This window comes from Streptomyces sp. NPDC096339, assembly GCF_044762985.1.
Lineage (GTDB): Bacteria > Actinomycetota > Actinomycetes > Streptomycetales > Streptomycetaceae > Streptomyces.
The window spans coordinates 608812-634016 of sequence record NZ_JBIWFI010000001.1 but is presented as its reverse complement, the minus strand read 5'-3'; the positions used below and the strand labels follow the sequence as shown (position 1 = coordinate 634016).

The window sequence follows — 25205 nt, the reverse complement described above, 5'->3', positions numbered from 1 at the left end:
GTCACTTCTCCACTCGGAGGGCGGAATTGGGGCAGCTCGCGGCGCAGGCGCGGGCCGCTTCCTCGCTGCCGGGCGGGACGGCGATGGCGATGACCTTCGCGTAGCCCCATTCGTCGAGTTCGATCAGCTCGGGCGCGGGTTCCTGGCACAGTCCGTAGCCCTGGCAGCGGGTGGAGTCCAGCAGGAGTTTCATGACGTCCCTTTCAGTACGGGCTGGGGCCGACGGGCAACGGCCAACGGGAGACGGGACCGGGGGACGGGGGTGCGGCGGCGACCTCGGGTACGGGCACGGCCAGACGGCGCCCGCGACCGTCGCCGCCCGCCGTGCCGGCGCAGTCGGGGCACGGCCCGCGCAGATGCGACCGGACCCGTTCGGGGAAGGCGCGCAGGAGACTGCCGGCGGTGGCCGCGGCCGCGTCGAGCAGTCCGCACGCGCCGCGCCCGGGCAGACCCTGCGACCACCGCTCCAGCCGGGCCGGGGCGTCCGGGTCGGCCGTGCCCGCGGCGAGGGCGTGCACGGTGTCGCGGATCGCGGCGGTCCCGGAGACGCACACCCCGCACTGCCGGGCGCTCTCGGCGGCGAGGTGGCCGACGGCATCGGCGGCGGTGGCGACCGGACAGGCACCGGAGGCGAGGAAGCGGATCGCCCCGCAGCCCAGCGCGGTGCCCGCCGCGGCGAGCGCGCCGGGTTCGAGGGGGAGGTCCAGGACGTGGGCGTCGACGAGCCCGCCGAACAGTCCGCCCATCAGGGCCCCGGCCGGGGCGGGGGTGCCGTGCCGGGCCGCCAGGGTGCGCAGGGGGACGCCGTAGGGGACTTCGGTGAGCACGGGGGTCGCGTGCCCGCCTGACAGCGTCACCAGGGTGGAGCGGGCGATGCCGCGGCGCAGCCCGGGGTGTGCGGCGGTGAGGGCGATCCGGGCGAGGGTCTCGACGTTGGAGACCAGGGTCGGCGCGCCCCCGACGCCCCGCTCGAACGGCCGGGGCGGTTTGGAGGTGGGCAGAGCGGGTCCGCCGTCGATCCGGCGGACGACCGCGCTCTCCTCGCCCGCCACATAGGCGTGGTCGGTCTCGACGACCTCCACGGGCAGGTGCGACCCGCACTCGGCGAGGGCCCGGCGGACGGATGCGGCCGCTTGCGGGTCGGAGAGGTAGACGTAGCCGCGTACGGCGCCGGTGACCGCGGCGGCGTGGGCCAGGCCGTCGAGGACCAGGTGGGGCCTGGCCCGCAGCAGCCAGCGGTCCTTGACCGAGCCGGGCTCGCCCTCCTCGCCGTTCGCCACCACCACCGGGACGCCGCCCCGGTCGCGGACGGCGCGCAGCTTCACGGCGGCCGGGAAGCCGGCCCCGCCCCGCCCGCGCAGACCGGACGCGTCGAGGTGGCGCAGCAGTTCGTCCGGTCCGGTGGTGCCGGCGTAGCCGCCGGTGGCGCGGTAGGCCTCGGCGCTCTCCGTCACACCCGGTGCCGTTCCGAGTACGGAGCGGGGAAGCCGGGTCGTGGGGAGTCGGATGGTGGTCATCGGCTGGTTCCTGTCCGGGGGTCGGTGCGCAGGTGCCGTACGGCGCGTTCGAGGGCCGTGCGGTCCCGGGCCGTGCGGTCGTATTCCGGTCCCGGGAGGCCGATGAGCATGCGGTGGTGGTCGAGGACCACCTCGGCGGCGTGCAGGGCGGCCGCGCGGTCGACCTGCTCCGCGCCGGCGGCGGCCGTGGTCACCAGCTCGGTGACCTCGGCCAGGTAGCGGAGCCAGCCGTGCCGGCTGCCGTGCAGTACGAGCCGTTCCACGCGCCGCCGCTCGGCGGCGGCCAGCTCTGCCGGCTCGGCCCGCTCCGTACGCGCCGAAGCGCGCAGGGCGGCGAGCGCCACGGGGAGCTCCCGCTCGGGTTCGGGGGTGAGCCCGAGCCAGTCCAAACGCCGACGACCGCTCATGCGTGCCTCCGCGAGGAGTGGGATGGGTGGTGCACGCGGTGCGGGCGATGGCACTCGGTGCGAAAGGTTTGCGGGTGGTGCGGGCGGTGCGGGCAATGCGTGCAGGGCAAGCACTGCAGCTGGTGCAGGCAATGCACGTGGTGCGGGCCATGCCGGTGGTGCAACCAGTGCATGCGGTGCAGGTGAGGAAGGCCGTGCGGTTGATGCGGGCCCGGGTGACATTCGGGGCGGGGCCGGCCGGCTTGCGGGGCCCGCGTAGAGAAGGCCTACGCGGGACGAACCTCGCACATGCCGGAAAGGCGACAGGCGGCACGCTCACTGACCGATCGGTCAGCCACGAATGACGCTAGCTGACCGATCGGTCAGCGCACAAGTCTTGACCCGACGGAAACGAGCCAGCAATCTGACTGTCCAATCGGTCAGCGAGTTTCCGGCGTCCGTCCGGACCGTCATGCCGTAACCGGTTCGGCCTCGACACCGACCGCGGACACCGATCGCCGCACGGCAGGCACGGAGGAGTCATCCGATGCAGTCCAGAGCCCCCGAAACCCAGCTCGGCCCGCCCGGCCGGGACGTTCCCGGCCCCGCGTTGCCGGCCCGCTACTACACCGATCCCGACACCGCCGCCGCGGAGACGGAGCACGTCTTCGCCAGGTCGTGGCAGCTCGTCTGCCACGAATCCGACCTGCCGGCCACCGGAGCCAGGCTCGCCGCCGCGGTGGCGGGCCGGGAGGTCCTGGTGGTCCGCACGGAGGACGGCTCCCTGGCCGCCCACCTCAACGTGTGCCGCCATCGCGGAACGCGCCTGGTCACCGCCCCCGAACCGGACGGCAAGGCGATCCGCTGCCCCTACCACGGCTGGACCTACCGCCTCGACGGGAGTCTGGTCGGCGCCCCGGAAGCCCGGCAGATCCCCTGCCTCGACAAACCGAGCCTCGGCCTGTTCCCGGCCCGCGTCGAATCCTTCCTCGGCTTCGTCTTCGTCAACCTCGACATGGACGCCGTACCGCTCGCCAAGAGCTGCGCCGGACTCGCCGAGGCCGTCGGCCACTACGCCGACGCGGACCTCGTCCCGGTCGGCCGCGACCGGATCCACGACCTGGCCCGCGCCGAGGTCCAGGAAGCCAACTGGAAGGTGGCGGTCGACAACTACCTGGAGGGCTACCACGTCCCGGTGGCCCACCCCGGACTGATGCGGCTGCTCGACTACCAGGGCTACACCTGCGAACTGGACGAGTCCTACGCCCTGTTCGCGTCACCCCTGCGGGACAAGCCGTCCTCGAACTGGGCCGAACGCCTCTACCAGCGCATCGCCGCGCCCATGCCGGGCCTCGCCGAGGCCGACCGCCGGGTCTGGCGGTACGCCGTCATCTATCCGAACACCCTCATCGACTTCTACCCCGACCACGTGCTCGCCTGGACCGCGATCCCGACGGCCGTGGACCGCGTCGCGGTTCCGGGAGCGTTCTACACGCGCCGCGGCACGGGCCCGCGCACCCGACTGGCCCGGCGCCTGAACATCCACATCGGCTGGATCACCAACGACGAGGACGCCGAGCTGGTCGCCCGCGTGCAGAAGGGGCTCACCACTCCCGGGTTCGAACCCGGGCCCCTCTCCCGCCGCGAATCGGCCGTGGGCTGGTTCGCCGCCCGCATCCGGGCCGACCTCGCCGCCGACACCCGTCCCTGATCGGCGCCCGCCCCGGGAACCGCCCCGGGAACCGCCCCGCGAACCCGACCCAGGAACCCACCCGGGAGGACCACGTCCCCGGGAGGAACCCGCACCGGGCGCACCCGCGCACCGGCGCGACCGCATACGGCACGACCGTACCGAGCAGCACGGCAGCAACCCCCCACGCCCCGAAGCACCGTTCGTTCGAGCCCCGCCGTTCCCCACGGCCCCCCTACGGAGAGGACCCCGATGTCCCCCGAGGCACACTCCCTGACCAGACGCTCCTTCCTCCGGGCCGGCACCGCCACGGCCCTCGGCCTCACCGCGGCCGGATGCGGATTCGCGTCCGGTGACGATCCGGCCGGCAAGGCGGCCGAGGAGACCCCGATCGACGTCAAGGTCGACGGCGACCTGGTCTATTTCAACTGGGCCGACTTCGTCGACCCGGCCGTCTTCGAAGGCTTCGAGAAGGAGTACGGCGTCAAGGTCATCCAGTCGAACTACGACTCGATGGAAGGCATGGCCGCCAAGCTCAATGCCGGCAACCGCTACGACATCGTCTTCCCCACGGCGAAGTGGGCGCAGCGCCTCGCCACCGGAGGCAAGCTCCGCACGATCGACCACGCCCGGCTGAAGAACGCGGAAGCCGTGTTCGGCGGCTACGACTACTTCGCCAACCCCTGGTACGACCCGGGCTCCCGGCACACCGTCCCCTTCACCATGTACAAGACCGGCATCGGCTGGCGCCGTGACCGGCTCGGGGACCTGACCGGATCCTGGGGCGACCTGTGGAACGAGCAGGCCAAGGGCAAGGTCTTCGTGCTCGACGACCGTGACGAGGTGCTCGGCATGGGCGCGCTCAAGGCCGGCGTCGGCCTCAGCACCGAGGACCCGGACGAGCTCGCACGGGTCACCGAGACCCTGCACTCGCTCCGGCCCCGCCTGCGCGGCTTCTCCAGCGACAGCTACAACAACCTGCTCAACGGCAACGCCGACATCACCCAGGCGTGGAGCGGGGACATGGCCGCGATGCTGGCCCAGGCCGAGGACCCCGCCGTCTTCGGTTTCGAGGTCGCCAAGGAGGGCGCCCCCGTCAACTCCGACTGCTACGCCATTCCCGCGAGCGCGGAGCACCCCGGCACCGCGATGCTCTTCATCGACTACATGCTCCGCCCGGAGAACGTGAAGAAGAACATCGAGTACATCGGCTACCCGATGCCGGTGCGGGGGACCGAGGACACCTACTCCGCGCTCGTGGAACCGTTCCCCCAGTGCCTGGTGACGGCCGACGACCTCAAGGACGACCACTACTTCCGCAACGTCACGGTGAAGGGCGAACAACGCCGCGACGCCGCCTGGACCGACGTGAAGGCCGGCTGACATGCCCCGACGCAACCGATCCGGAGCCGCCCGCGCGCCGCGCGGCGGCCCGGCGGCCTCGGAGGCCAGACTGTGGAGCGGGCTCATGCTCCCCGGCACCCTCTGGATGACCGGTTTCCTCGTCGCCTCGCTCCTCCTGGTGGCCACCCTCGCCTTCGGCACCACCGACCCGCTCGGAAACCCGCGCTTCGGGCTCAACTTCGAGAACTTCGCCGCGCTCGCCGACCCGGCCTACCGGACCGTCCTGCTGCGCTCCCTCGGCTACGCGCTGATCACCTGCATCATCTGCCTGGCGGTGGCCTACCCGGTCACGTACGCCATCGCCCTGCGCGGCGGCCGCTTCAAGAACCTGCTGATCGCGGCGATCGTCGTACCGTTCTTCGCCAACTACCTGGTGCGCATGTACGGGTGGTCGGTCGTCCTCTCCGACGACGGGCCGCTGCTGAGGGCCCTGCGCTCGATCGGCCTCGCCGACGACGGCACCAAGATCCTCCAGACCGGCCCGGGCGTCATCGCCGGACTCGTCTACGGGTTCGTCGTCTTCATGATCATCCCGCTGTACGCGGCCATGGAACGCATGGACACCTCGCTCATCGAGGCCGGACGCGACCTCTACGGAGGCCCCCTGCGGACCTTCTTCTTCGTCACCGTCCCCGCCACCCGGCAGGGCGCCGCGGCCGGCAGCGTCCTCGTCTTCCTGCCCGCCATGGGTGACTTCGTCAGCGCACAGCTCATGGGAGGCCCCGACCAGATCATGATCGGCAACCTGATCCAGGACAAGTTCTTCCAAGGCCAGAACTGGCCGCTGGGCTCGGCCCTGACCATGCTGCTGATGGCGGTCCTGCTGCTCGGCATGCTGGGATACCTGCGGCGCGCCCGCAAGGACGAGGCGGAGGCGGCCCGATGAAGCTCCCCCGGAGCCGCGGCCGAGGAGCCGATCGCCGGCCCCGCTTCGCCATCGCCGTCACCGTGCTCTTCTTCGCGCTGCTCTACCTCCCCGTCGCCGTCGTCACCCTCTTCTCCTTCAACGCGCAGAAGTCCCTCACCGTCTTCGACGGGTTCAGCCTCCGCTGGTACCGGGAGTTCCTCCACGACGACGTACTGATCGGCTCGCTCGGCATGAGCCTCCAGGTGTCCCTGGTCGCCATGGCCGGCTCGCTCGTCCTCGGCGTGACCCTGGCCCTGGGCCTGGTCCGCGCCCGCTCCCGGCTCGGATCCCTCGCCGGCCTCGTCATGCTCGTCCCGCTGATCACACCGGAGATCGTCACCGGCGTCGCGGCGATGATGCTCTTCAAAGGCCTCGGCATCACCCTGTCCACCACCACCGTGATGCTCGCCGAGATCACCTTCTCCATCTCCTACGTGACGGTCATCCTGCGCTCCCGCATAGCCGCCCTCAACGCGGAGGTCGAAGAGGCCGCGATGGACCTCGGCGCCACCCGCCGCCAGGCCCTCTTCCTCGTGACCCTGCCCGCGCTGCTCCCCAGCATCCTGGCCTCCGCCGTGCTGATCTTCGCCCTGGTCTTCGACGACTTCGTCCTCGCCTACTTCACCACCGGCGTCGACCCGCAGCCGCTCTCCGTCCGCATCTACTCGGCCATCAGGTTCGGCGTCCAGCCCACCATCAACGCCGTGGGCACGCTCATGCTGGCCGGATCCGTCGCCCTGATCGTCCTCGCACTCGCCATACCGCGCCTGATGGGGCGCCGCGGCGGCCTCGACCTGCTCTCCGGGAAGTGATCCCCATGTACCCGACACCCGTGCACCCGACCCCCGCCGTACGGCTCGACCGCGTGAGCAAGCAGTACCCCGGCGCGGGCGGCGGCTACGCCGTGCGCGAGGTCGAACTCGACATGGCGCAGGGCGAGTTCTTCTCCCTGCTCGGCCCCTCCGGCTGCGGGAAGACCACCCTGCTGCGGATGACCGGAGGCTTCGCCGACCCCACGGAAGGCAGCGTCCTGCTCGACGGCGAGGACGTCACCGGCCTTCCGCCCAACAAGCGCAACGTCAACACCGTCTTCCAGAGCTACGCCCTCTTCGACCACCTCTCGCTCGCCGACAACGTGGCCTTCGGACTCAAGCGCAAGGGAGTCGCCCGCGCCGAGATCCGCCGGCGGGTCGCCGACATGCTCGACCTCGTACAGCTCGGTGGACTGGCCGCCCGCAAGCCGCCCACCCTCTCCGGCGGGCAGCGCCAGCGCGTCGCCCTGGCCCGCGCCCTGGTCAACCGGCCCCAAGTCCTGCTGCTGGACGAGCCTTTGGCAGCCCTCGACCTCAAGCTCCGCCGCCAGATGCAGATCGAGCTCAAGCAGATCCAGCGCGAGGTCGGCATCACCTTCGTCTTCGTCACCCACGACCAGGACGAGGCCCTGACCATGTCGGACCGCCTCGCCGTCATGAACGAGGGCCGCATCGAGCAGTGCGGCACGCCCGAGGACGTGTACGAGCGCCCGACGAGCCGCTTCGTCGCCTCCTTCATGGGCACCTCCAACCTGGTCCCCGGCACCTACCGCGCCGGCCGGGTCGTCCTCGACGAGGGCCCCGCCCTGCCCGTCGGCACCCGGCCCGGCGTCCCCGACGGGAGCCGCGTCAGCCTGTCGATCCGCCCCGAGAAGATCTGGCTCTCCGACTTCGAACCGGGCATGGCCACCGTCGGCGGGGTCGTCCGCGAGACCGTCTACTCCGGCCCCACCACCACCTACCTCATCGAACTCGCCCCCGGCGTCACGGTGTCCGTGCTGGAACAGAACACCGTCCGCTCCCGCATGGAGGACCGCTGGAGCGGCGGCGAACAGGTCGAGATCGCCTGGAAGCCCGAACACTGCCTGGTCCTCGACCACGCCGACGCCTGACCGGAGGCACCCCATGAACCACGACGTCATCGTGCTCGGCGCCGGCCTCGCCGGTCTCAGCGCCGCACGCGACCTCGCCGCCGGCGGAGCCGACGTACTCGTCCTGGAGGCCCGCGACCGCGTCGGCGGACGCGTCGAACAGACCGAACTCCAGGGCGGCAGGCTCGTCCAGCTCGGCGGGGAAGTCGTAGGCCGGGCCCACACCGCCTACACGGCCCTCGCCGCCGAACTGGGCCTCACCCTCGTCCCCAGCTACGTCGCCGAACCCGGCGCCCTCGCCCGCGCCACCCCCGAAGGGATCTCCGCCGGGGACCCGCCCCACTGGTTCCGGCCCGGGGACGACGCCTGCCACCGGAAGGCCACCGCCGCCTTCACCGAGCTCGCCCGGACCGTCGACCCCGACGACCCGTGGTCCCACCCCGACGCCACCGCGCTCGACCGGCTCTCCGTCGCCGACTGGCTCCGCTCCCAGGGGGCCGGCCCGGCGGTCGTACGCCTCTGGGAGATCGGCCAGCTCGCCCTCGCCGACGGCTCGTACGAGCGCACCTCCCTGCTCGCCGCCCTGCGCAAGAACGCCGCCGTGCCCGGCCCCGGCCACTACGACTACGAGGCCTGGGAGGGCCTGCGGGTCGCCGAGGGCTCGGCCACCGTCGCCCTGCGCATGGCCGAGGCCCTCGGCGCGCGCATCCGTACCGGCGCACCCGTCGAGGCGGTCGCCGTACGCCGGCCCCGGGGCTGCGCCGTACGGATCGCGGGAGGCGAGACCCTCACCGCCGCGGCCGTCGTCAGCGCCCTGCCCGCAGGCCCGCTCCGCTCGGTCGCCGTCAGCGGAGTCTCCGAGGCCCGCCTCGCCTCCCTCCACCGCCAACGCCACGCCCTCGCCGCCAAGTTCACCGCCGCCTACGAGACCCCGTTCTGGCGGGAGCGGGGCCTGAGCGGACTCTCCGAGTGCGAGGGGGTCCTCGGCAGCACCTGGCCGCAGAGCGACGGCATCCTCTCAGCCCTCGTCCCGCCCGAACGCTACGGCGTACTGCTCGGCATGCCCGGCCCGCTGCGCGCCCCCGAGCTGCTGGCCGAGATCGCCCGCCTCTACGGGGAGGAGGCCCACCGCCCGCTCGCCACCCACCTGCGGCTGTGGGGCACCGATCCGTGGACCCAGGGCTACGTCACCCAGTGGACCCCCGGCGACGTGATGGCCGTCGGGCCCCTCCACGGCACCCACGAACCGCCCTTCTACGTCTGCGGCTCCGACCAGTGGGTGGCCGGCTACATGGAGGGCGCCGTACGCACCGGACGGGGCGCCGCGCAGGAGGTGCTGAGCCGTGGCTGACGCCCTCCGCAACCACATCGGCGGCGCCGACCGACCCGCCGCCTCCGGCGAGACCATGGAACTGATCGACCCGGCCACCGGCCAGGTCCACGGCCGCGCCCCCCGCTCCGGCCGCGCCGACACGGACGCCGCCTGCGCGGCGGCGGCAGCGGCGCGCCCCGGCTGGTCCGCGACCACCCCGGCCGCGCGCCAGCGCGCCCTGCTCGGCATCGCGGACGCGATCGAGGCGTACGCGGACGAGCTGACGGCCGCCGAGACGGCGGACACCGGCAAGCCGGCCGAGCGGTTCCGGAGCGACGAACTGCCCGCCATCGCCGACGCCGTACGGTTCTTCGCCGGCGCCGCACGCAATCTGCCGGGCGCCGCCGCGGCCGAGTACACCGAGGGCCGCACCTCCCTGCTGCGCCGCGAACCGGTCGGCGTCTGCGCCCAGATCACACCCTGGAACTACCCGCTGATGATGGCGGCGTGGAAGATCGCGCCGGCCCTCGCCGCCGGGAACACCACCGTGCTCAAACCCGCCGACACCACCCCCTCCTCGGCCGTCCTCCTGGCCCGGATCGCGGCCGCCCACCTCCCGCCCGGCGTGCTCAACGTCGTGTGCGGGGACCGCGACACCGGCCGGGAGCTCACCGCCCACCCCGAGGTCGCCCTGATCGCGGTCACCGGCAGCGTACGGGCCGGGCGGGAGATCGCCGCGGCCGCGGCGGCCGGCCTCAAGCGGGTCCACCTGGAGCTCGGCGGCAACGCCCCGGTCATCGTCCACGAGGACGCGGACGTCGAGGCCGCCGCCGCGACACTGGCCGAGGTCGCCTACTACAACGCCGGCCAGGACTGCACCGCGCCCACCCGGCTCCTCGTGCACCACCGGGTGTACGAAGCGTTCCTCGCGGCCTTCACCGCGGCGGCCACCTCCCCGCCGAACCGACAGGCGGCCTTCGGCCCCCTCAACAGCGCTGCCCAGCTCGCGTCGGTCCAGGGGCTGCTGGAACGGCTGCCGGCCCACGCCGAGGTCGTCACCGGCGGCGCCCGGCTCCCGCGCCCCGGCTTCTTCCACGAGCCCACCGTCGTCGCGGGGTGCCGCCAGGACGACGAGATCGTGCAGGAGGAGATCTTCGGCCCCGTCGTGACCGTCCAGTCCTTCACCGACGAGGCCGAGGCCCTGCACCTCGCCAACGGCGTCCGTTTCGGCCTGGCCGCGAGCGTCTGGACCACCGACCACGACCGGGCGATGCACGCCAGCCGCGCCCTGCACACCGGCATCGTCTGGGTGAACACCCACGGCACCACCGTCTCCGAGATGCCCCACGGCGGAGTCAAGCACTCCGGCTACGGCAGCGACCTCTCCCTGACCGGCCTCCTGGAATACACGCAGGCCAAGCACGTCATGCTCTGAGCAGGTCCAGGGTTTCGGGGGAGCGCAGCCGGGCAGCCGCCTCGCGGGGGTCCGGAACGGGAGGAGGCCCACGATGGACGAGCAGGGTGGAGCAGGAGGGGTGCCGCTGCACGACGAGGGTGAGCAGGCCCGGCGCCGCAAGCCGCACAGCACCCGTCAGGACGACCGGCGCACGGCGGCCGCCGACACGGACGAGGCCAGCCGCCTCGACCGCCCGCAGCAGCCCGAGAAGGACAGCGGGAAGGGGACGCGCTGGGTGGGCCCGAAGCACGGCTGAACCGAGCGGACCGCGCACCACGACACCGGCCCCGGGCCCGACGCCCGGGGCCGGGGGCGCGGGCGGGGCCGGCTGGTCACCGTACGTACACCGGAACGCGTGGTGATCACCTGGACCGCGCAGCCGGAGCCGTGCCTGCGGCGGCGCGAGCGCATGCGGGGTTAGGCTCGAAGCCGGCCACGAAAGAGGTGATGCGCATGTGTCGCTGGCTGGCCTTCTACGGCTCGCCGGTGCTCCTCGACACGCTGCTGTACCGCCCGGAGCACTCGTTGATCAACCAGAGCCTGCGCGCCCGGATGGGCGTGGAATCCACGAACGGCGACGGCTTCGGCATCGGGTGGTACTCCGCGGACGGCGACAGGACACCGGCGATCTTCCGGGACGTGGGGCCCGCCTGGAACAACCGCAACCTCCAGGAACTCGCCGCCCACGTGCGTTCACCCCTGTTCTTCGCGCACGTCCGGGCCTCTACGGGCTCGGCCATCCAGCAGACCAACTGCCATCCGTTCCGCCACGGCCGGTGGCTGTGGATGCACAACGGAGCCATCTCCGAATTCGAGCGGTTGCAGCGCGACCTGTACATGGCGGTCGATCCCGCCCTGTTCCCGTCCATCGAGGGCTCCACGGACTCGGAGGTGATGTTCTACCTCGCGGTGACGTTCGGTCTGGACCAGGACGTTCCGGGCGCGGTCGCCAGGATGGCGGGTCTCGTGGAGCGGCTCGGCGAGCAGCACGGCGTCGCCGACCCCCTGCAGATGACGGTGGCGGTCAGCGACGGCACCCGCGTGTGGGCCTTCCGCTACTCCAGTCAGGGAAAGACGCGGTCGTTGTTCTACAGCAGCAAGGCCGAGACCGTACGTCGTCTGTATCCGGACGTGGACTACCTGAGCAACGTGTCGGACACCTCCCGCATCGTGGTCTCCGAGCCGCTGGGAGACCTGCCCGGCGTCTGGAACGAGCTCCCCGAGGCCAGCTACACCGTCATCCCGGCGGGCACCGGCGACGACTACTTCCCCTTCGTCCCCGAGGTTTCCTGAACAGAGGGGACCGCCCGCGATCATGAGGGAGGAAGGCCGTGATCGTCGACTGCGCACACTACCGGGACGGGCGCCGGCAGCACGAGGGCGCGATGCCGCTGGAGCAGGCGGCCGCGCGCTGCGGGATGGGCGGCTTCGTCTGGCTGGGCATCTTCGAGCCGGGCCCCGAGGAGCTGGCCCGGGTACGGGAGATCTTCGGGCTCCACGAGCTGGCGGTCGAGGACGCCACGGCCTACCACCTGCGGCCCAAGGCCGAGCAGTACGAGGACGGCACCGAGCTGATCATCCTGCGCACGGCGCGCTACGACGACGAACGCGAGGAGATCGACACCGGCGAGATCAGCGTCTTCCTCGCCGAACACTTCGTGATCACCGTCCGCCAGGGCATCGCGAGCGAGCTGCACGGTGCCCGCAGTCGGCTCGAAGCCCGCCCCGAGCTGCTGAAGACCGGCAGCGCCTCCACGCTGTGGGCGATCCTCGACCAGGTCGTCGACAGCTACGCACCGGTGGTAGGGGAGCTCGAACGCGACATCGAGCAGATCGAGGCCACGGTGTTCTCCGGAGCGGTCGCCCCGACCGAACGGATCTACTCCCTGCGCCGCGAGGCCACCGATTTCTACCGGGCGGTGCACCCCCTGCTCGCCGTGCTCGCGCGGCGCCTGCAGCCGGGGAAGTCACCGCCGACGCTCCTGCCCTACATCCGCGACGTCCACGACCACCTGCTGCTGGTCAACGAGGAGGTCGCCGCCCAGCGCGACCTCCTGACCACCGTGCTGGAGGCGAACATCGCGGTGATCTCCGTCGAACAGAACAAGATCAACCTCCGGCAGAGCGCCACGATGGAGCGGCTCACCGTCCTCGCGTCGGTGTTCCTGCCGCTGTCCTTCGTCGTCGGGTTCTTCGGGCAGAACTTCGGGTGGATGGTCGGCCACATCTCCGGCTTCACGGCGTTCCTGGTCTTCACCCTCGCCGGACTGCTGCTGCCCTGTCTGCTGCTGTACCTCTGGCTGCGGCGCCGCCGCAGCCATCCGGGACAGCTGATGCCTGAGCCGACGGGTCCGCCCGCCGGGCGCTCGCGCCCGGCGGGCGGCTGAAGCCGGACCGGTGCGGGGGTCTACGGACCCTCGTCGTAGGTCCCCGCCTCGATCTCCAGGGCGAGTTCCCGGAGCACCTCGATGGCCGAGGTGTCCGTCCGCCCGCTGTCGTGCGCGATGGCGAGGCTGGTGAACGCCAGGCTGAATCCGGAGACCATGGTGTGCAGCGCCGGGCCGAGGGCCTCGGCCACCAGAGTCGCCACCTGCTGCGGAGACGCGTCGGCCGGCACGCTGATCGACGGCAGCATCTCGTTCAGGAGCGTCGTGGCCACTCCGGCCGTCGCCGCCAGGTCGTCGTCGTGGCCGTCGGCGTCCTCTCCGGTTTCGGCGGCCCGGCGGATCTCCTGGGCCTCGGTGAGGATGCCGATCACTCGCTTGAGTACCTCTGAGCGTTCCATCCTCTGGAGCGTAGCCCCGCATCCGGGCACGGGGGGACGGGTCGCACACGAAGTCCTGCCGGGCCGCGGCGGGTTACCGGGCGACGCTGCCGCCCGCGAGGGGCCACTCCCGGTTGAGGGAGCCGAGCGGGATGCGGCGCTCGAAGACCGGCGTACCGAACAGGGACAGCTGGAGGTGGAGCTGTCCGCTCAGGTCGAAGCCGCCGTAGAGGGCCCAGGCGCCGGATGCCGAGGCCTTGCCGTCGGTGGAGGCGGCCGCCTTGGCGTCGGCCTCGCCGCGCAGGTAGGGGGCGAAATCGGCACTGACGCCGACGGCTCCGTACAGACCGACGGAGGCCTCCGCGCCGAGGGCGCCCTTGACCCGCCCGGTTGCGGTGACGGCCGCCTTGACCGGCGAGCTCTTCACGGCAGAGGTGCTGACCGGGGTCCAACCCTTGCCCGCCGCGTAGGCGCCGCCGACCCGGAAGTCCCCCTTGACGTCCTGCCGCACGTCGAGGGTGACCCGCCCGTCGGCCTCCACCTGGACGTAGCAGGTCAGGCTCAGGTTGACGACGACGGGCACGGGGCCCACCTGGATCACGGGAGCGCTGCGGAGCGTGGCGAAGGGGATCCGCTTGGGCGCTCCGGTGCTCGCGGCGGCGCGGCCCTTCAGCTCCCACTGGGAGGACCAGTCGCCGCTCATCCCGAGGAAGGCGGAGTGCGGGCCCGCGCCGCCGCCGGGCGTGCCGTCGTACGCGAACTCCACCTTGGGAGCGAGCTGCACGAAGCCCGACACGGAGGCGCCGGCAGACGCGGGCGCACCCTCGGCGGTGTCCACCGCGGCGTTCACGTCGAGGCGCAGGCTGCCGAGGGGCAGTTCCGCTCCCTTGGGCCCGGAGCGCAGGCCCTGGCCCTTCGCCCAGGAGAAGGTGACGCCCTTCATCAGTGGCTCCACGGTGACCGAGGCCGGGTCGACCGGGACCGCGCCGTCGGCCTTGTCCTCCTTGAGGACGGAGGCCAGCGTGGTGGGAGCGGTCTTCACCTCGGTGCCGCGGTCGGTCTTCCCGACGACCTCGGTGACCTTCGCCAGGAGGCCGTCGGGGGCGCCGGGCGCCGGTGCGCTGGCGATGACGTCGTCCACGGCCACGGCCACGGGGTTCGGGGAGCCGGTGTGCTCCTGCGGGGTGGCCGATATGACGGCGCGGCCGCTCGCCTTGTCGTAGGAGGCGACCTTCAGGGAGGACTTCTCGGGCTTGTTCCCGCCCGCCCGGGCGCGGGCCACGGCCGTCGGAGCGGCGGAGCCCTCGGGCGCGGCGGCCACGTCGAGTCGACCGTCTCCGGCGGTGGTCGAGGCGGACGCGGCGGGGTGCTTCGGTTCCCCGGTGGAACCGGTGTGGGCCGGGGAGGAGCAGGCGGTGGCGGTGAGGGCCAGTGTCGTCAGGCAGGGGAGCAGGAGGCGTCGGGCGAGCATGCGCACGGAGGAATGACCTTCGGGTGGGGGGAAGAGAAGGCGTTACTCACAAGTAACGTCCAAATGATCATGCCATGTGCACGCAACGGCAGTCACCTCGGGATCCGGCCAACTCCCGCCCACCGTAGACACGTTGAAGATTCACCCATACGGCACGGGTCCGGAGGCCGGGGCGCCCCGCCCGGGCGGTGACATGCGCGCCGGGCGCGGTGCGCCCAGGATGAGGGGGACCGGTGACAAGGAGCGGAGCATGAGCAGTCCGGCCGAGCGGTCCCGACGTGGGCGCGCCGTCCGCAAGCGCGTCAGCCGTGCCTCGCACGGCCAGTGGACCGTGTCTCCCGACCGCCCCGATCCCGTCGAGGTGCTGCGGCGGCAGGCGGCCGGCCGGGTCCCGGAACTGCTCCCGATCCGCTACGGCCGGATGGCGGCCTCACCGTTCGCGTTCCTGCGCGGTGCGGCCGCGGTCATGGCCGCCGACCTGGCCGCCGGCCCGGACACGGGACTGACCGTCCAGCTGTGCGGGGACGCGCACCTGCTGAACTTCGGCATGTTCGCCTCACCCGAACGTGCCCTGCTCTTCGACCTCGACGACTTCGACGAGACCCTGCCCGGCCCCTTCGAGTGGGACGTCAAGCGGCTCGCCGCGAGCGTCGCGGTGGCGGCCCGCCAGAACGGCCACGGCGACGACTGGGCCCGGGAATCGGCCCTCGCGGCGGCCAGGGCCTACCGGGAGAACATGAGGGCGCTCGCCGGGCAGGGCGAGCTGGACGTCTGGTACCACCGGATCGACACCGCCGATCTGCTGCCCCTCATCCGCAAGCCCAAACTGCGCGGCCGCGTCGAGGCCGGACTGGCGCGCGCCCGGACCCGCACCAGCCTGCGCGCCCTGGCGAAGCTGACCGAGGTCCGAGAGGAAGGCCGGCGCATCATCCACGACCCGCCCCTGCTGGAACCACTGGCCCGGCCGGATTCACGGGCCGTCGCCGAGGTCTTCCGCGAGTACCGCGGCACGCTGCCCGAGGAGCGCCGCCTCCTCCTGGACCGCTACCGGCTGGTCGACGTGGCGCGCAAGGTCGTCGGCGTCGGGAGCGTGGGGACCCGCTGCCACGTCGTGCTGCTCACCGGCCGCGACGATGACGACCCGCTCTTCCTGCAGATCAAGGAGGCCGGTCCCTCCGTGCTGCAGGACCACCTCCCGGCCGGCGGCCATTACCACCACGGTCACCGGGTCGTTGCCGGTCAGCGGCTCATGCAGGCCACGAGCGACATCTTCCTCGGCTGGATGACCGGCCCCGAAGGGCGCCACTTCTACGGCCGGCAGCTGCGCGACATGAAGGGATCGGCCGATGTCGCGAGCATGTCCCGGGCGGTCCTCGGTCAGTACGCCGGGCTGTGCGGCCGGGCGCTGGCGCGCGCCCACGCCCGCTCCGGCGACCGCATCGCCATCGCGGGATACCTGGGCAACGCCGATGCCTTCGACCGTGCCGTCGCCGACTTCGCGCTGCGCTACGCCGACCGGACCGGCGCGGATCACGCCCTGCTGACCGCCGCGGTCGCCGACGGGTCCGTCATCGCCATCACCGGAGCCTGAGCGCACGTGGAGGCGCGTGGGGCTCAGGGGGCGACCCGGCGGAGCCGGATGAGGCTGCTGGCGTGGTCGCCGGCGGGCAGCCGCGGATCGATGCCGTGGCGGATCAGTACGGCCCCGCTGTGGACCCGGCCCAGGTCCTCGTCCACGTACCGCGCTCCCGGATCGAGGGCCGGCAGCCGCACCGGAGCGGGCGGATGACCGAAGCGGGCCGAGGGACGCCATACGAGGACCACGTGCCCGGAGTCGTCGGGCGCCGCGTAGTGCACGGCGGTCACGGGCCCCGCCTCCGGGGTGAGGCGGTACTGGTGTCCCCGCTGGACGAGGGGGCGGATCCGTTTGTACCGGGCCACGAGCCCGGCGGCTTCGGCGAGTTCCTCCTCGCTCCAGGAGGCCAGGTCCCCGCCGAGCCCCAGCGCTCCGGCCATCGCGACGTGGAAGCGGAAGCGCAGCGGGGTCCGCCTGCCGGTGGCGCCGCACGGGCTGTCGGTGACCCACGCGGCCATGGCCTGGGCGGGGAAGAGCTGACCGAACCCGTGCTGGATCCCGATCCGGTCCACCGGGTCGGTGTTGTCCGAGGTCCAGGCCTGGTCGGTGCGGGCGAGCATGCCGAGGTCGACGCGCCCTCCGCCGCCCGCGCACGCCTCGATGCGCAGACCGGGGTGGGCGGCACGGAGCCGGTCCATGATCCGGTGGACGGTCCGGGTGTGGTCGATCCACAGCCGGTCCGGGTCGGGATGGCCGTCCCAGCCTGCCTCGGTGAAGGCCCGGTTGGCGTCCCACTTCAGCCAGTCGACCTCGTACTCGCGCACGAGCCGGTCGAGCGTCTCCCAGGCCCACGCCTCGACCTCGGGGCGTCCGAAGTTCAGCACCAGCTGGTTGCGCAGTTCGGTCGCGTCGAGCCGGGGCGAGTGGACGACCCACTCGGGGTGGGCGCGGTACAACTCGCTGTCGCGGTTGACCATTTCGGGTTCCACCCACAGCCCGAAGGCCATGCCGAGCCGGTGCACCTCGTCGGCGAGGGGCCGCAGTCCGCGGGGGAAGGCCTCGGGCCGCGGAGTCCAGTCGCCGAGCCCGGACCGGTCGTCGCGGCGGGTCCCGAACCAGCCGTCGTCCAGGACGAAGAGCTCCGCGCCGACGCCGGCGGCCAGCCGGGCCAGCCGCATCTGACCGGCCTCGTCGACGTCGAACCCGGTGGCCTCCCAGGAGTTGTAGAGGACCGGCCGGTCCCGGTCGGGCTCCGGCAGCACGTGCCCGCGTACGTAGTGGTGCCAGGCACGGCTGGCGGCGCCGAAGCCGTGCGGGGTGTAGAGGCCCGCGTACACCGGAGTGCGCAGGCTCTGGCCCGGCCGCAGGGTCCAGCCGATCCCCTCGTGCCCGAAGCCGCCGGTCCAGGTGGTGCGCCCGACCGGATCGCGGTGGACGGTGACGCGCCAACTCCCGCTCCAGGCCAGGGCGGTGGTCCACACCTCGCCCGAATCCTCCGTCGCCGTGCCGTCGTCGACGGCCAGCCAGGGGGCGGCGTGGTGGCCGGTGAGCCCACGACGGCTCGTCAGCACGGTCTCGGCGACGGGCAGTCGGTCGCGCTGGAGCTGGAACTCGCTGTTCCAGCCGCCCACCAGATGGCTGAGCCGGTAGTCGGCCAGCGGGGGAGCGGTCCAGGCGGCCGAGTCGAGTCGGTCGACGGAGACGGGTTCGTCCGAGGTGCCGGTGTGGGTCAGTTCCGTCCACCGCTCGATGACGTCGGTGTCGGGCCGGACGCGGTAGCACAGCTCGGCGCGCAGGGGGCGGCGCCGGTCGTCGAGGCGCAGCCGCAGCTCGCCGCCCTCGACGCGGTGGCCGGAAAAGCGCCACTGGGCGCCCCGGGTGCCGTCGGAGAAGCGGACCTGGAGCCCGGCCGGTCCGAAGCGCGCCCCGGTCTGCGGCGCCAGTTCGTCGGCGGCGGCATCGGCCTCGAAGCTGCTCGCGGCGGGGGAGACCGCCTCCGGCAGCTCGGACAGCGGTCCGGTGTCGAGCGGTGCACCCCAGTACACGTGCCGGGGACTGCCGTCGGCGGCGACGCGCAGGGCGTACACGCTGTTCGGCGTGCGCAGGACCGCGAGGCCCGGGTCGGGGTCGAAGGTGACGAGCGGAAGCGTGGCGAGCACGGATGGGGCCCCTGACGTGCGGAGAGGAACAGGGTGAAATCCAGGCGGAGTTGGGCCCAGAGCGTAGGGCGGCCCCAACTCCCAAATCAATACTGGAAGAAGTTATTTATTTGCTCTAGGTTTCACCCGTGTTCCGACAACAAGCCCAGCCCCTGGTCAGTGCACCCGCCGAGACCGCGGTCCTCGCCCTGCTCCTCGCGGAGGGACCGCTCAGCAGAGTGGAACTGGCCCGGCGCACCGGGCTCTCCTCGACGGCCGTCACCAAAGCGGCCAGACCGCTCATCGACGACGGTTACCTGTACGAACTCCCCCCCGAGCGCACGGCGCCCGGCGCCGGCCGGCCCGTGAACCCGCTCGCGGTCGCTCCCGACCGGGAGTACTTCGTCGGCCTGAAGATCAGCTCCGACCAGGTCTTCGGCGCCGTATGCGATCTGCGGGCCGGCATCAGGACCACCGCCGTCAGGCACCTCGACGTGTGCGCCCCCGAGGTCGTCGCCGCCCTCGTCGCCGAACTCGTCGACGAACTCCTGGACACCGAACCGGCGTTCCGCGATCGCACCCGCCACCTCGGCGTCGCCGTGAACGGGGACGTGGACCGCGACGGCGGCCGGCTGCGCCACTCCGGCCTGCTCGGTTGGCGAGACGTCCCGCTCGCCGAACTGCTCGCCGCCTCCACCGGTCTCGCCGTGACCGTCGAGAACGACGTGAGGGCCCTGACCGTCGCCGAGCACTGGTTCGGCGAAGGCATCGGCACCGGCTACTTCGCGCTGGTCACCATCGGCGCGGGCATCGGCTCCGCGCTCGTCGTGGGCGGGCACCTGCTCAGAGGCGCCCACGGAGTCGCGGGCGAGGTCGGACACATCTGCGTCGACCCGACCGGCCCGCGCTGCCGCTGCGGTGCGCGCGGCTGCGTCGAGGCGATCGCCTCGACCGGCGCCATCGTCGAAGCGGTCCGAGGGGCCACCGGGAACCCCCGCCTCACCTTCGACGAGGCGGTAACCATGGCCCGCGAGGGCCTCCCCGCGGCACGCGAGGCCTTCGCCCGAGCCGGAGAGGCCATCGGGGTCGGGATCGCGGCGCTGGTCAATCTCGTCGGCCCGGAGCGGGTCGTCGTCAGCGGAGAAGGACTCGACACCTACGACCTGTTGGGCAGCCACATCCAGGACGCCTACGCCGCACACGCCTTCGGCGCCGCGTCCCGCTGCCCCCTGTCGCTGCGCCCGCTGCCCTGGGAGGAGTGGGCCCGCGGTGGCGCCGCCGTCGCCATCCAGGCCCTCTTCCCGCAGCCGGCGACCCCCTCCACGCTCGGCGCGGGCTGACCGGCGCGGCACGCCGCCGTCCCCACAGCCGCCGCGTACGACACCCGGCCGCCGCCCGCCTCCGCCGGCACGCACCGACGGAGGCGGGCGCGGCGGCCGGGGAGCACAGCACGTCCGCCCCGCATCCCTCAGTACCCCTCACAGAAGGAAATGCGACATGAGCGCACGCAGACCAGAGCTCAGCCGACGCGGATTCCTCACCGGATCGCTGCTCGTCGCCGCCGGAACGGTCCTGACCACCGCCTGCAGCACCGACCCCACCGGCGCCTCCGCCTCCGGAGCCAAGACCACCCTCAACGTCTGGTACCACGCCTACGGCGAGGCCGGCACCCAGCAGGCGGTGCTCCGCTACGCCACCGCCTTCACCAAGGCCAACCCGGACACGGCCGTCAAGGTCACCTGGGTGCCCGGCGACTACACGGCCAAGCTCAACGCGACCCTGCTCACCGACTCGGCGCCCGACGTCTTCGAGATCGGCGACTTCAGCGAGGCCCTCGCCCGCCGGGGCCAGATCGCCGCGCTCGACGACGTGTACGGCAGCGCCAAGAGCGACTTCAACACCAACGCGGTGGAGTCGGTCACCGTCGACGGCAAGCTCTACGGCGTCAAGATGATCGACGACGTCATGATGCTCTACTACCGCAAGAGCGCCCTGTCGAAGGCCGGTATCACCCCGCCCGCCACCTTCGACGACCTCGTCGCCGCCGCGAAGGCCCTGACCACCGACAAGAACAAGGGCCTGTTCGTCGGCAACGACGGCCTCGGCGACTCCCCGAGCATCGCCGCGTTCGCCAACGGCAGCGACCTCGTGACCCCCGACGGCACGGTGGCCTTCGGATCCGCCCGGGCACTCGAAGCGCTGACCGGGCTGAAGCGCCTGCACGACGACAAGTCCCTGCTCCTCGGGTTCACCACGGACTGGTGGGACCCCGCCGCCTTCACCCAGGGCGTCGTACCGATGCAGTGGGGCGGCCTGTGGTCGATGCCCGCCGTCTCCTCCGCGCTCGGCGACGACTTCGGCGTGCTGCCGTGGCCCGCCTTCAAGGCCGGCGGCGCTCCCGTCGTACGCGTCGGCGGCTGGACCGGCTGCGTCAACGCCAAGGGCCGGAACGTGGACGCCGCCAAGAAGTTCGTCCAGTGGCTCTGGGTCGGCCAGTCGGACCTGCAGAAGGACTTCGCCGAGAGCTACGGGTTCCACGTCCCGCCGCGCACGTCCGTGGCGGCCTCCGCGCGGAAGCTCTCCGCGGGCGCCGCCAAGGAGACCGTGGAGCTGGCGGCGAAGTACGGAAGGCACTACCCGGGAACCTGGGACACCGCCGTGAGCAGCACCTTCAACGCCGCCGCGGCGAAGATCACCGCTGGGCAGGGAGACCCGTCGGCGCTCCTGGCCGACGCCGTGAAGAAGGCGCAGAGCGAGATAGACAAGCAGCTCGGCCGGTGAGACCGATGAACGCGGTGAACCCTTCCGCGGCGGCGAACGGGGCCCGCGCCGGGCGGTCCGGCAGGCTCGCCTTCGTACTGCTGACCGCGCCCATGCTGATCGGGCTCGGCATCTTCAAGTACGTCGCGATCGGCTGGAGTTTCCTGCTCAGCCTCAGCGACGCGCGGGGCACCATCGCACTCGGCCACTGGGTCGGACTCGACAACTACCGCACCCTTCTCGCCGATCCGGCGTTCCGCGGCTCGCTGGTCCAGATCCTGCTGTTCACCGCCTTCATCGTGCCGGTCACCTTCGCCGCCTCCCTCGGCCTGGCCCTGCTGGTGCACCGGATCCGACGCGGCCGGGCCCTGCTGCGCACCACCTTCCTCATACCGGCGGCCGTCAGTTACGTCGCCGCGTCACTGCTGTGGAAGATGTGCCTGTTCAACGGCCTTCCGGCGGGCGTCGCCAACACCATCGGCGGATGGTTCGGAGCGGAGCCCGTCGCCTGGCTGCAGACCGGCTCGCCACCGCTGTACTGGATCGTCCTCGTGACCCTGCGCCTCTGGCTCCAGGTCGGCTTCTACATGGTGCTCTTCCTCGCCGGGCTCCAGACCATCCCCAGGGAGGTCCACGAGGCCGCCGCGCTCGACGGGGCCACCGGCCGGCGGCTCCTGACCCGGATCACCCTGCCGATGCTGCGCAACACCTCCGTCGCCGTGCTCATGCTGCTGTTCATCGCGGCCTTCCAGGCCTTCGACGAGTTCTACAACCTGTTCAACAGCGGGCTCTCGGGAACCGGAACCGCCCCGGTGCAGACGCCGCTGGTCCACCTCTACAACACCGCCATGGGCAGCCAGAACTACGGTCTCGGCTCGGCGGGGGCCTTCGTGCTGACCGCCCTCATCGTCGGAGTGACCCTGATCCAGGGCCGGTTCACCGGTTTCGGCAGGAGCGGAGAATGAGAAGCGCGTGATTACCTTCCCCGGACTCACCCGCACCGCGCGCCTGCTGGCCCGCGGCCTGCTCGTCGGCCTGCTCACCACTACCTTCCTGGCGCCCTTCTACCTGATGCTCCGCAACGCCCTGATGGACTCCCGGAGCCTGGCGGCGCCGGAGTGGACGTGGTGGCCCTCGACGACGCACTTCGAGAACTTCACCGCCCTGTTCGCGGACCCCACCGTCTCCATGGGCCGCGCCCTCGGCAACTCGGCACTGATCGCCGCCGTGACCGCGCCCGTCTCCACGCTCCTCGCCTCCGCCGCCGGCTACGCCCTCGCCCGGATCCCGGTCCGGGGGCGCGGCGTACTGCTCGCCCTGGTGGTGGCCACACTGATGATCCCCGGCTCGGTCACCTTCGTACCGACCTTCGTCGTCGTCGGTTCGATGGGCGGCGTCAACACGCTGTGGGGCATCATCGCGCCCGGTCTCTTCAATCCGTTCGCGGTCCTGCTGTTCCGCAACTTCTACCTCCAGTTCCCGAGCGAGATCGAGGAGGCGGGACGACTCGACGGCCTCGGCTGGCTCGGCCTGTACGGCCGGATCGCCCTGCCCAGCTCCGGCGCGATGCTGGCGTCGCTCGGCGCGCTGTCCTTCATCGACAGCTGGAACTCCTTCCTGTGGCCGCTGGTCATCGGCCAGGATCCGACCGCCTGGACCGCGCAGATCGCGCTGTCCACCTTCCTCACCTCGCAGACCGTCAACCTGCCCGGCCTCTTCGCCGGCGCCGTCGTCACCATCACGCCCCTGGTCGTCATGTTCCTCTTCGCCCAGCGCCACATCGTCGAGGGCATCGCCACGAGCGGTCTCAAGGGCTGACCCGGACCGGGCCCGGCCTCCCAGATCTCCCCGGACCTCCCGTCCGGGGCCCGCACGACCCGGCACCATCCCGCTCCCTCACCCCACTCCATCCGGAGGGAAACCCCCATGAGATCCGCAAGATCACCGAGGTCCGCGACACGAGGCCTGCGCACGCTGCTCGCGACCGCGGCGCTGCTCGCCGCCGCCGTCGCGGTTCCCGGGGCGAACGCCGTCGCCGCGGCCCCGGCGTCGGCCGCCGCGTCCGCTCCCGTCGCCCTGACGGGCGAACAGCTCGCAGCCTCGTGGACCGGCCCGCTCTCCACCCGGGGCCGGTACGTCGTCGACGCGGGCGGAAACCGCTTCAAGCTGAAGTCCGGCAACTGGGCCGGCGCCCAGGGCACCTGGCAGGGCAGCGGCGACATCGGCGACGTCGCCAACCACCAGGCGCGCCAGAACTCGCACAACCTCCCGCTCGGCCTGGACCGCAAGCCGATGGCGCAGATCCTGGCCGACTTCCACGCCATGGGCCTCAACAGCATCCGGCTGCCGTTCGCCAACGCGCTGGTCCACGACACGAGCGTGGTCCCCGACTCGGCCGTCGCCGCCAACCCGCAGCTGAGGGGCAAGACCCCGCTCCAGGTGTTCGACGCCGTCGTCGCCGCGCTCACCGCCGACGGCTTCGCCGTCATCCTCAACAACCACACCACCAGCTACCGCTTCTGCTGCGGCCTGGACGGCAACGAGCGCTGGAACAGCGGCCAGTCCACCCAGGCGTGGATCGACGACTGGGTGTTCCTGGTCAAGCGCTACCAGGCCGACAAGCGGGTCGTCGGTGCCGACCTGCGCAACGAGGTCCGCCGCGACACCTGGAACGACCCCAACTGGGGCTGGGGCAACGACCACGACCTCAACAAGGCCCTGGAAGAGGCCGGAAACAGGATCCTCCAGGCCGACCCCGACATGCTGGTCGTCATGGAGGGCATCAACTGGCAGGGCATCCCCACCGACGTGACCAGCCACGGCCGCCCGACCCTCACCCCGGTCGCCACCCTCTCCAACACCCTCGTCCGCTCGGACAAGCTCGTCTACTCGGCCCACTTCTACGGCTACACCGGCCCGAACCACACCGGCGCCACCGGCACGGGCGAGACCCACGACCCGCGCTACGAGGAGTTCACCCCCGAGCAGCTCGCGCAGGTCGTCGACGACCAGGCGCTGTTCGTCACCCGGTCCGGGCAGCACTTCACGGCGCCCGTGTGGATCAGCGAATTCGGCGCCGCCGGCCGCGGGGACGCCGACGCCAGGGAACGCGCCTGGTTCACCAACTTCACCGACATCCTGGTCAGGAACGACACCGACTTCGCCATCTGGCCGCTGGTCGGCTGGAGCGACGCGAACGGCACGCCGAACGACAACTGGGCCATGGTCAACTACCGCGCGGACGGCACACGGCTCGGCGTCATGGACGCCGGTGACTGGCGCGCCACCGACTGGAACAAGCTCGTGGGCGCCCCGGGCAAGACCGGACAGGTCGCCCCGGCCCCGCGCTGGAACATGCTCAACCTCGACTACGGCGATTACGACGTCTCCGCCACCATGCTGGCGAAGCCGGACTGGTCGCCCGGCAACCGCAAGGGCAACTGCCCCGACACCCAGCGCCTCGTCGGCCTGGGCCGCAGCGACAGCCGCGGCCTGTGCACCGACATGGGCCAGCCCGCGAAGGGCAGCGGCGCCTGGACCGTCGTCACCGACGAGCGGTACGTCACCGGGGGCGACTGGGCGGGCGGCTACAACAAGCTCCAGTGCCCGGACCGGACCTTCGCCGTCGGCTACAGCGTGAACGGCAACGCCATGTCCGCGCTGCTCTGCGCGCCCGCGGCGAGCGCCCTGCCCACCTCCGGGCGCGTGCTCTGGTTCGACCACGGCGACAACCGGCCCGCCACCGGAGGTTCGACCGCCAGCGACTGGGCACCCGGCCACTACAAGGGCCAGTGCGCCGACAACGAGTACCTCGCCGGCGTCGCCTTCACCTGGAAGTGGCTGCACTACGGCGTCCCGGACGCCCTGCTCTGCCGCCCGCTCGCCTGACCCCCTCACCCCGCACCCGTACACACGGCTAGG

At 72.1% G+C, this 25205-nt stretch carries 22 protein-coding genes; 16 read left to right on the top strand and 6 right to left on the bottom strand.

Translation table 11 applies throughout. The annotated features are described in order from the left end of the window. Position 1 precedes the first annotated feature (1 nt). From ACIQ5Y_RS02995 to ACIQ5Y_RS02985, 3 genes are read right to left on the bottom strand one after another with little or no spacing between them, the layout of a single operon-like run. Positions 2–193 (bottom strand): ferredoxin, encoded by a 192-nt coding sequence (locus tag ACIQ5Y_RS02995; RefSeq protein ID WP_384588753.1) that lies wholly within the window; start codon positions 191–193, stop codon positions 2–4. A gap of 10 nt (positions 194–203) precedes the next feature. Then, positions 204–1517 (bottom strand): NADH-ubiquinone oxidoreductase-F iron-sulfur binding region domain-containing protein, encoded by a 1314-nt coding sequence (locus tag ACIQ5Y_RS02990; RefSeq protein ID WP_403874341.1) that lies wholly within the window; start codon positions 1515–1517, stop codon positions 204–206. Beyond that, complete coding sequence (locus ACIQ5Y_RS02985) at positions 1514–1924, bottom strand: hypothetical protein (protein WP_403874339.1); 411 nt, start codon at positions 1922–1924, stop codon at positions 1514–1516. The genes ACIQ5Y_RS02990 and ACIQ5Y_RS02985 overlap by 4 nt, the downstream gene beginning before the upstream one ends. Positions 1925–2450: 526 nt before the next feature. On the opposite strand from ACIQ5Y_RS02985, the gene ACIQ5Y_RS02980 reads away from it, so the two are divergent. The 10 genes from ACIQ5Y_RS02980 (at position 2451) to ACIQ5Y_RS02935 (ending at position 12962) form a co-directional block, all read left to right on the top strand. Further along, positions 2451–3614: an aromatic ring-hydroxylating dioxygenase subunit alpha gene (locus tag ACIQ5Y_RS02980; protein WP_403874337.1), complete on the top strand. Its 1164-nt coding sequence runs from the start codon at positions 2451–2453 to the stop codon at positions 3612–3614. A 231-nt stretch (positions 3615–3845) separates the two neighbouring features. Beyond that, on the top strand, positions 3846–4976 hold the full coding sequence (locus ACIQ5Y_RS02975; RefSeq protein WP_403874335.1) for an extracellular solute-binding protein: 1131 nt from the start codon (positions 3846–3848) through the stop codon (positions 4974–4976). Position 4977: 1 nt separating this feature from the next. After that, positions 4978–5883, top strand: coding sequence for an ABC transporter permease (locus tag ACIQ5Y_RS02970; protein WP_403874333.1), 906 nt, complete (start codon positions 4978–4980; stop codon positions 5881–5883). Then, complete coding sequence (locus ACIQ5Y_RS02965) at positions 5880–6716, top strand: ABC transporter permease (RefSeq protein ID WP_403874331.1); 837 nt, start codon at positions 5880–5882, stop codon at positions 6714–6716. Before ACIQ5Y_RS02970 ends, ACIQ5Y_RS02965 begins: the two co-directional genes overlap by 4 nt. A 5-nt stretch (positions 6717–6721) precedes the next feature. Then, positions 6722–7828 (top strand): ABC transporter ATP-binding protein, encoded by a 1107-nt coding sequence (locus tag ACIQ5Y_RS02960; protein ID WP_403874329.1) that lies wholly within the window; start codon positions 6722–6724, stop codon positions 7826–7828. Between the two features lie 13 nt (positions 7829–7841). Beyond that, positions 7842–9158, top strand: a complete 1317-nt coding sequence (locus ACIQ5Y_RS02955) for a flavin monoamine oxidase family protein (protein ID WP_403874327.1) — start codon at positions 7842–7844, stop codon at positions 9156–9158. Further along, positions 9151–10554 (top strand): aminobutyraldehyde dehydrogenase, encoded by a 1404-nt coding sequence (locus tag ACIQ5Y_RS02950; RefSeq protein WP_403874325.1) that lies wholly within the window; start codon positions 9151–9153, stop codon positions 10552–10554. The genes ACIQ5Y_RS02955 and ACIQ5Y_RS02950 overlap by 8 nt, the downstream gene beginning before the upstream one ends. Before the next feature lie 73 nt (positions 10555–10627). Then, complete coding sequence (locus ACIQ5Y_RS02945) at positions 10628–10831, top strand: hypothetical protein (RefSeq protein WP_403874323.1); 204 nt, start codon at positions 10628–10630, stop codon at positions 10829–10831. A gap of 197 nt (positions 10832–11028) precedes the next feature. Next, positions 11029–11868 (top strand): class II glutamine amidotransferase, encoded by an 840-nt coding sequence (locus ACIQ5Y_RS02940; RefSeq protein WP_403874321.1) that lies wholly within the window; start codon positions 11029–11031, stop codon positions 11866–11868. 38 nt (positions 11869–11906) lie between these two features. Further along, positions 11907–12962 (top strand): CorA family divalent cation transporter, encoded by a 1056-nt coding sequence (locus ACIQ5Y_RS02935; RefSeq protein WP_403874319.1) that lies wholly within the window; start codon positions 11907–11909, stop codon positions 12960–12962. Positions 12963–12982: 20 nt separating this feature from the next. On the opposite strand, the gene ACIQ5Y_RS02930 is transcribed toward ACIQ5Y_RS02935, so the two are convergent. After that, a complete protein-coding gene (locus ACIQ5Y_RS02930; RefSeq protein WP_403874317.1) occupies positions 12983–13360 on the bottom strand; it encodes a hypothetical protein in 378 nt (125 codons plus the stop codon). 73 nt (positions 13361–13433) lie between these two features. After that, positions 13434–14816 (bottom strand): hypothetical protein, encoded by a 1383-nt coding sequence (locus tag ACIQ5Y_RS02925; RefSeq protein WP_403874315.1) that lies wholly within the window; start codon positions 14814–14816, stop codon positions 13434–13436. A 244-nt stretch (positions 14817–15060) separates the two neighbouring features. Here ACIQ5Y_RS02925 and ACIQ5Y_RS02920 point away from each other — a divergent pair, with 244 nt between their 5' ends. Continuing rightward, on the top strand, positions 15061–16401 hold the full coding sequence (locus tag ACIQ5Y_RS02920; RefSeq protein WP_403874313.1) for a DUF2252 domain-containing protein: 1341 nt from the start codon (positions 15061–15063) through the stop codon (positions 16399–16401). A gap of 23 nt (positions 16402–16424) precedes the next feature. Here ACIQ5Y_RS02920 and ACIQ5Y_RS02915 read toward each other — a convergent pair whose 3' ends face one another. Next, positions 16425–18545, bottom strand: a complete 2121-nt coding sequence (locus ACIQ5Y_RS02915; RefSeq protein WP_403874311.1) for an alpha-galactosidase — start codon at positions 18543–18545, stop codon at positions 16425–16427. Positions 18546–18673: 128 nt separating this feature from the next. Between ACIQ5Y_RS02915 and ACIQ5Y_RS02910 the strand changes: the two genes are divergently transcribed. The 5 genes from ACIQ5Y_RS02910 to ACIQ5Y_RS02890 all read left to right on the top strand — a co-directional run bounded on the left by ACIQ5Y_RS02910 (position 18674) and on the right by ACIQ5Y_RS02890 (position 25172). Then, positions 18674–19864 (top strand): ROK family protein, encoded by a 1191-nt coding sequence (locus tag ACIQ5Y_RS02910; RefSeq protein WP_403874309.1) that lies wholly within the window; start codon positions 18674–18676, stop codon positions 19862–19864. 157 nt (positions 19865–20021) lie between these two features. Then, the gene (locus tag ACIQ5Y_RS02905; protein WP_403874307.1) at positions 20022–21305 is read left to right on the top strand and encodes an ABC transporter substrate-binding protein; all 1284 of its coding nucleotides are present in this window, start codon (positions 20022–20024) and stop codon (positions 21303–21305) included. Between the two features lie 5 nt (positions 21306–21310). Continuing rightward, positions 21311–22249: a carbohydrate ABC transporter permease gene (locus ACIQ5Y_RS02900; RefSeq protein WP_403874305.1), complete on the top strand. Its 939-nt coding sequence runs from the start codon at positions 21311–21313 to the stop codon at positions 22247–22249. A gap of 7 nt (positions 22250–22256) precedes the next feature. Further along, positions 22257–23102, top strand: a complete 846-nt coding sequence (locus ACIQ5Y_RS02895) for a carbohydrate ABC transporter permease (protein WP_403874303.1) — start codon at positions 22257–22259, stop codon at positions 23100–23102. Positions 23103–23210: 108 nt separating this feature from the next. Beyond that, positions 23211–25172 carry a glycoside hydrolase family 5 protein gene (locus ACIQ5Y_RS02890; protein WP_403874301.1) on the top strand — a complete coding sequence of 654 codons (1962 nt, stop codon included), beginning with the start codon at positions 23211–23213 and terminating at the stop codon, positions 25170–25172. The last annotated feature ends 33 nt before the right edge of the window (positions 25173–25205 follow it).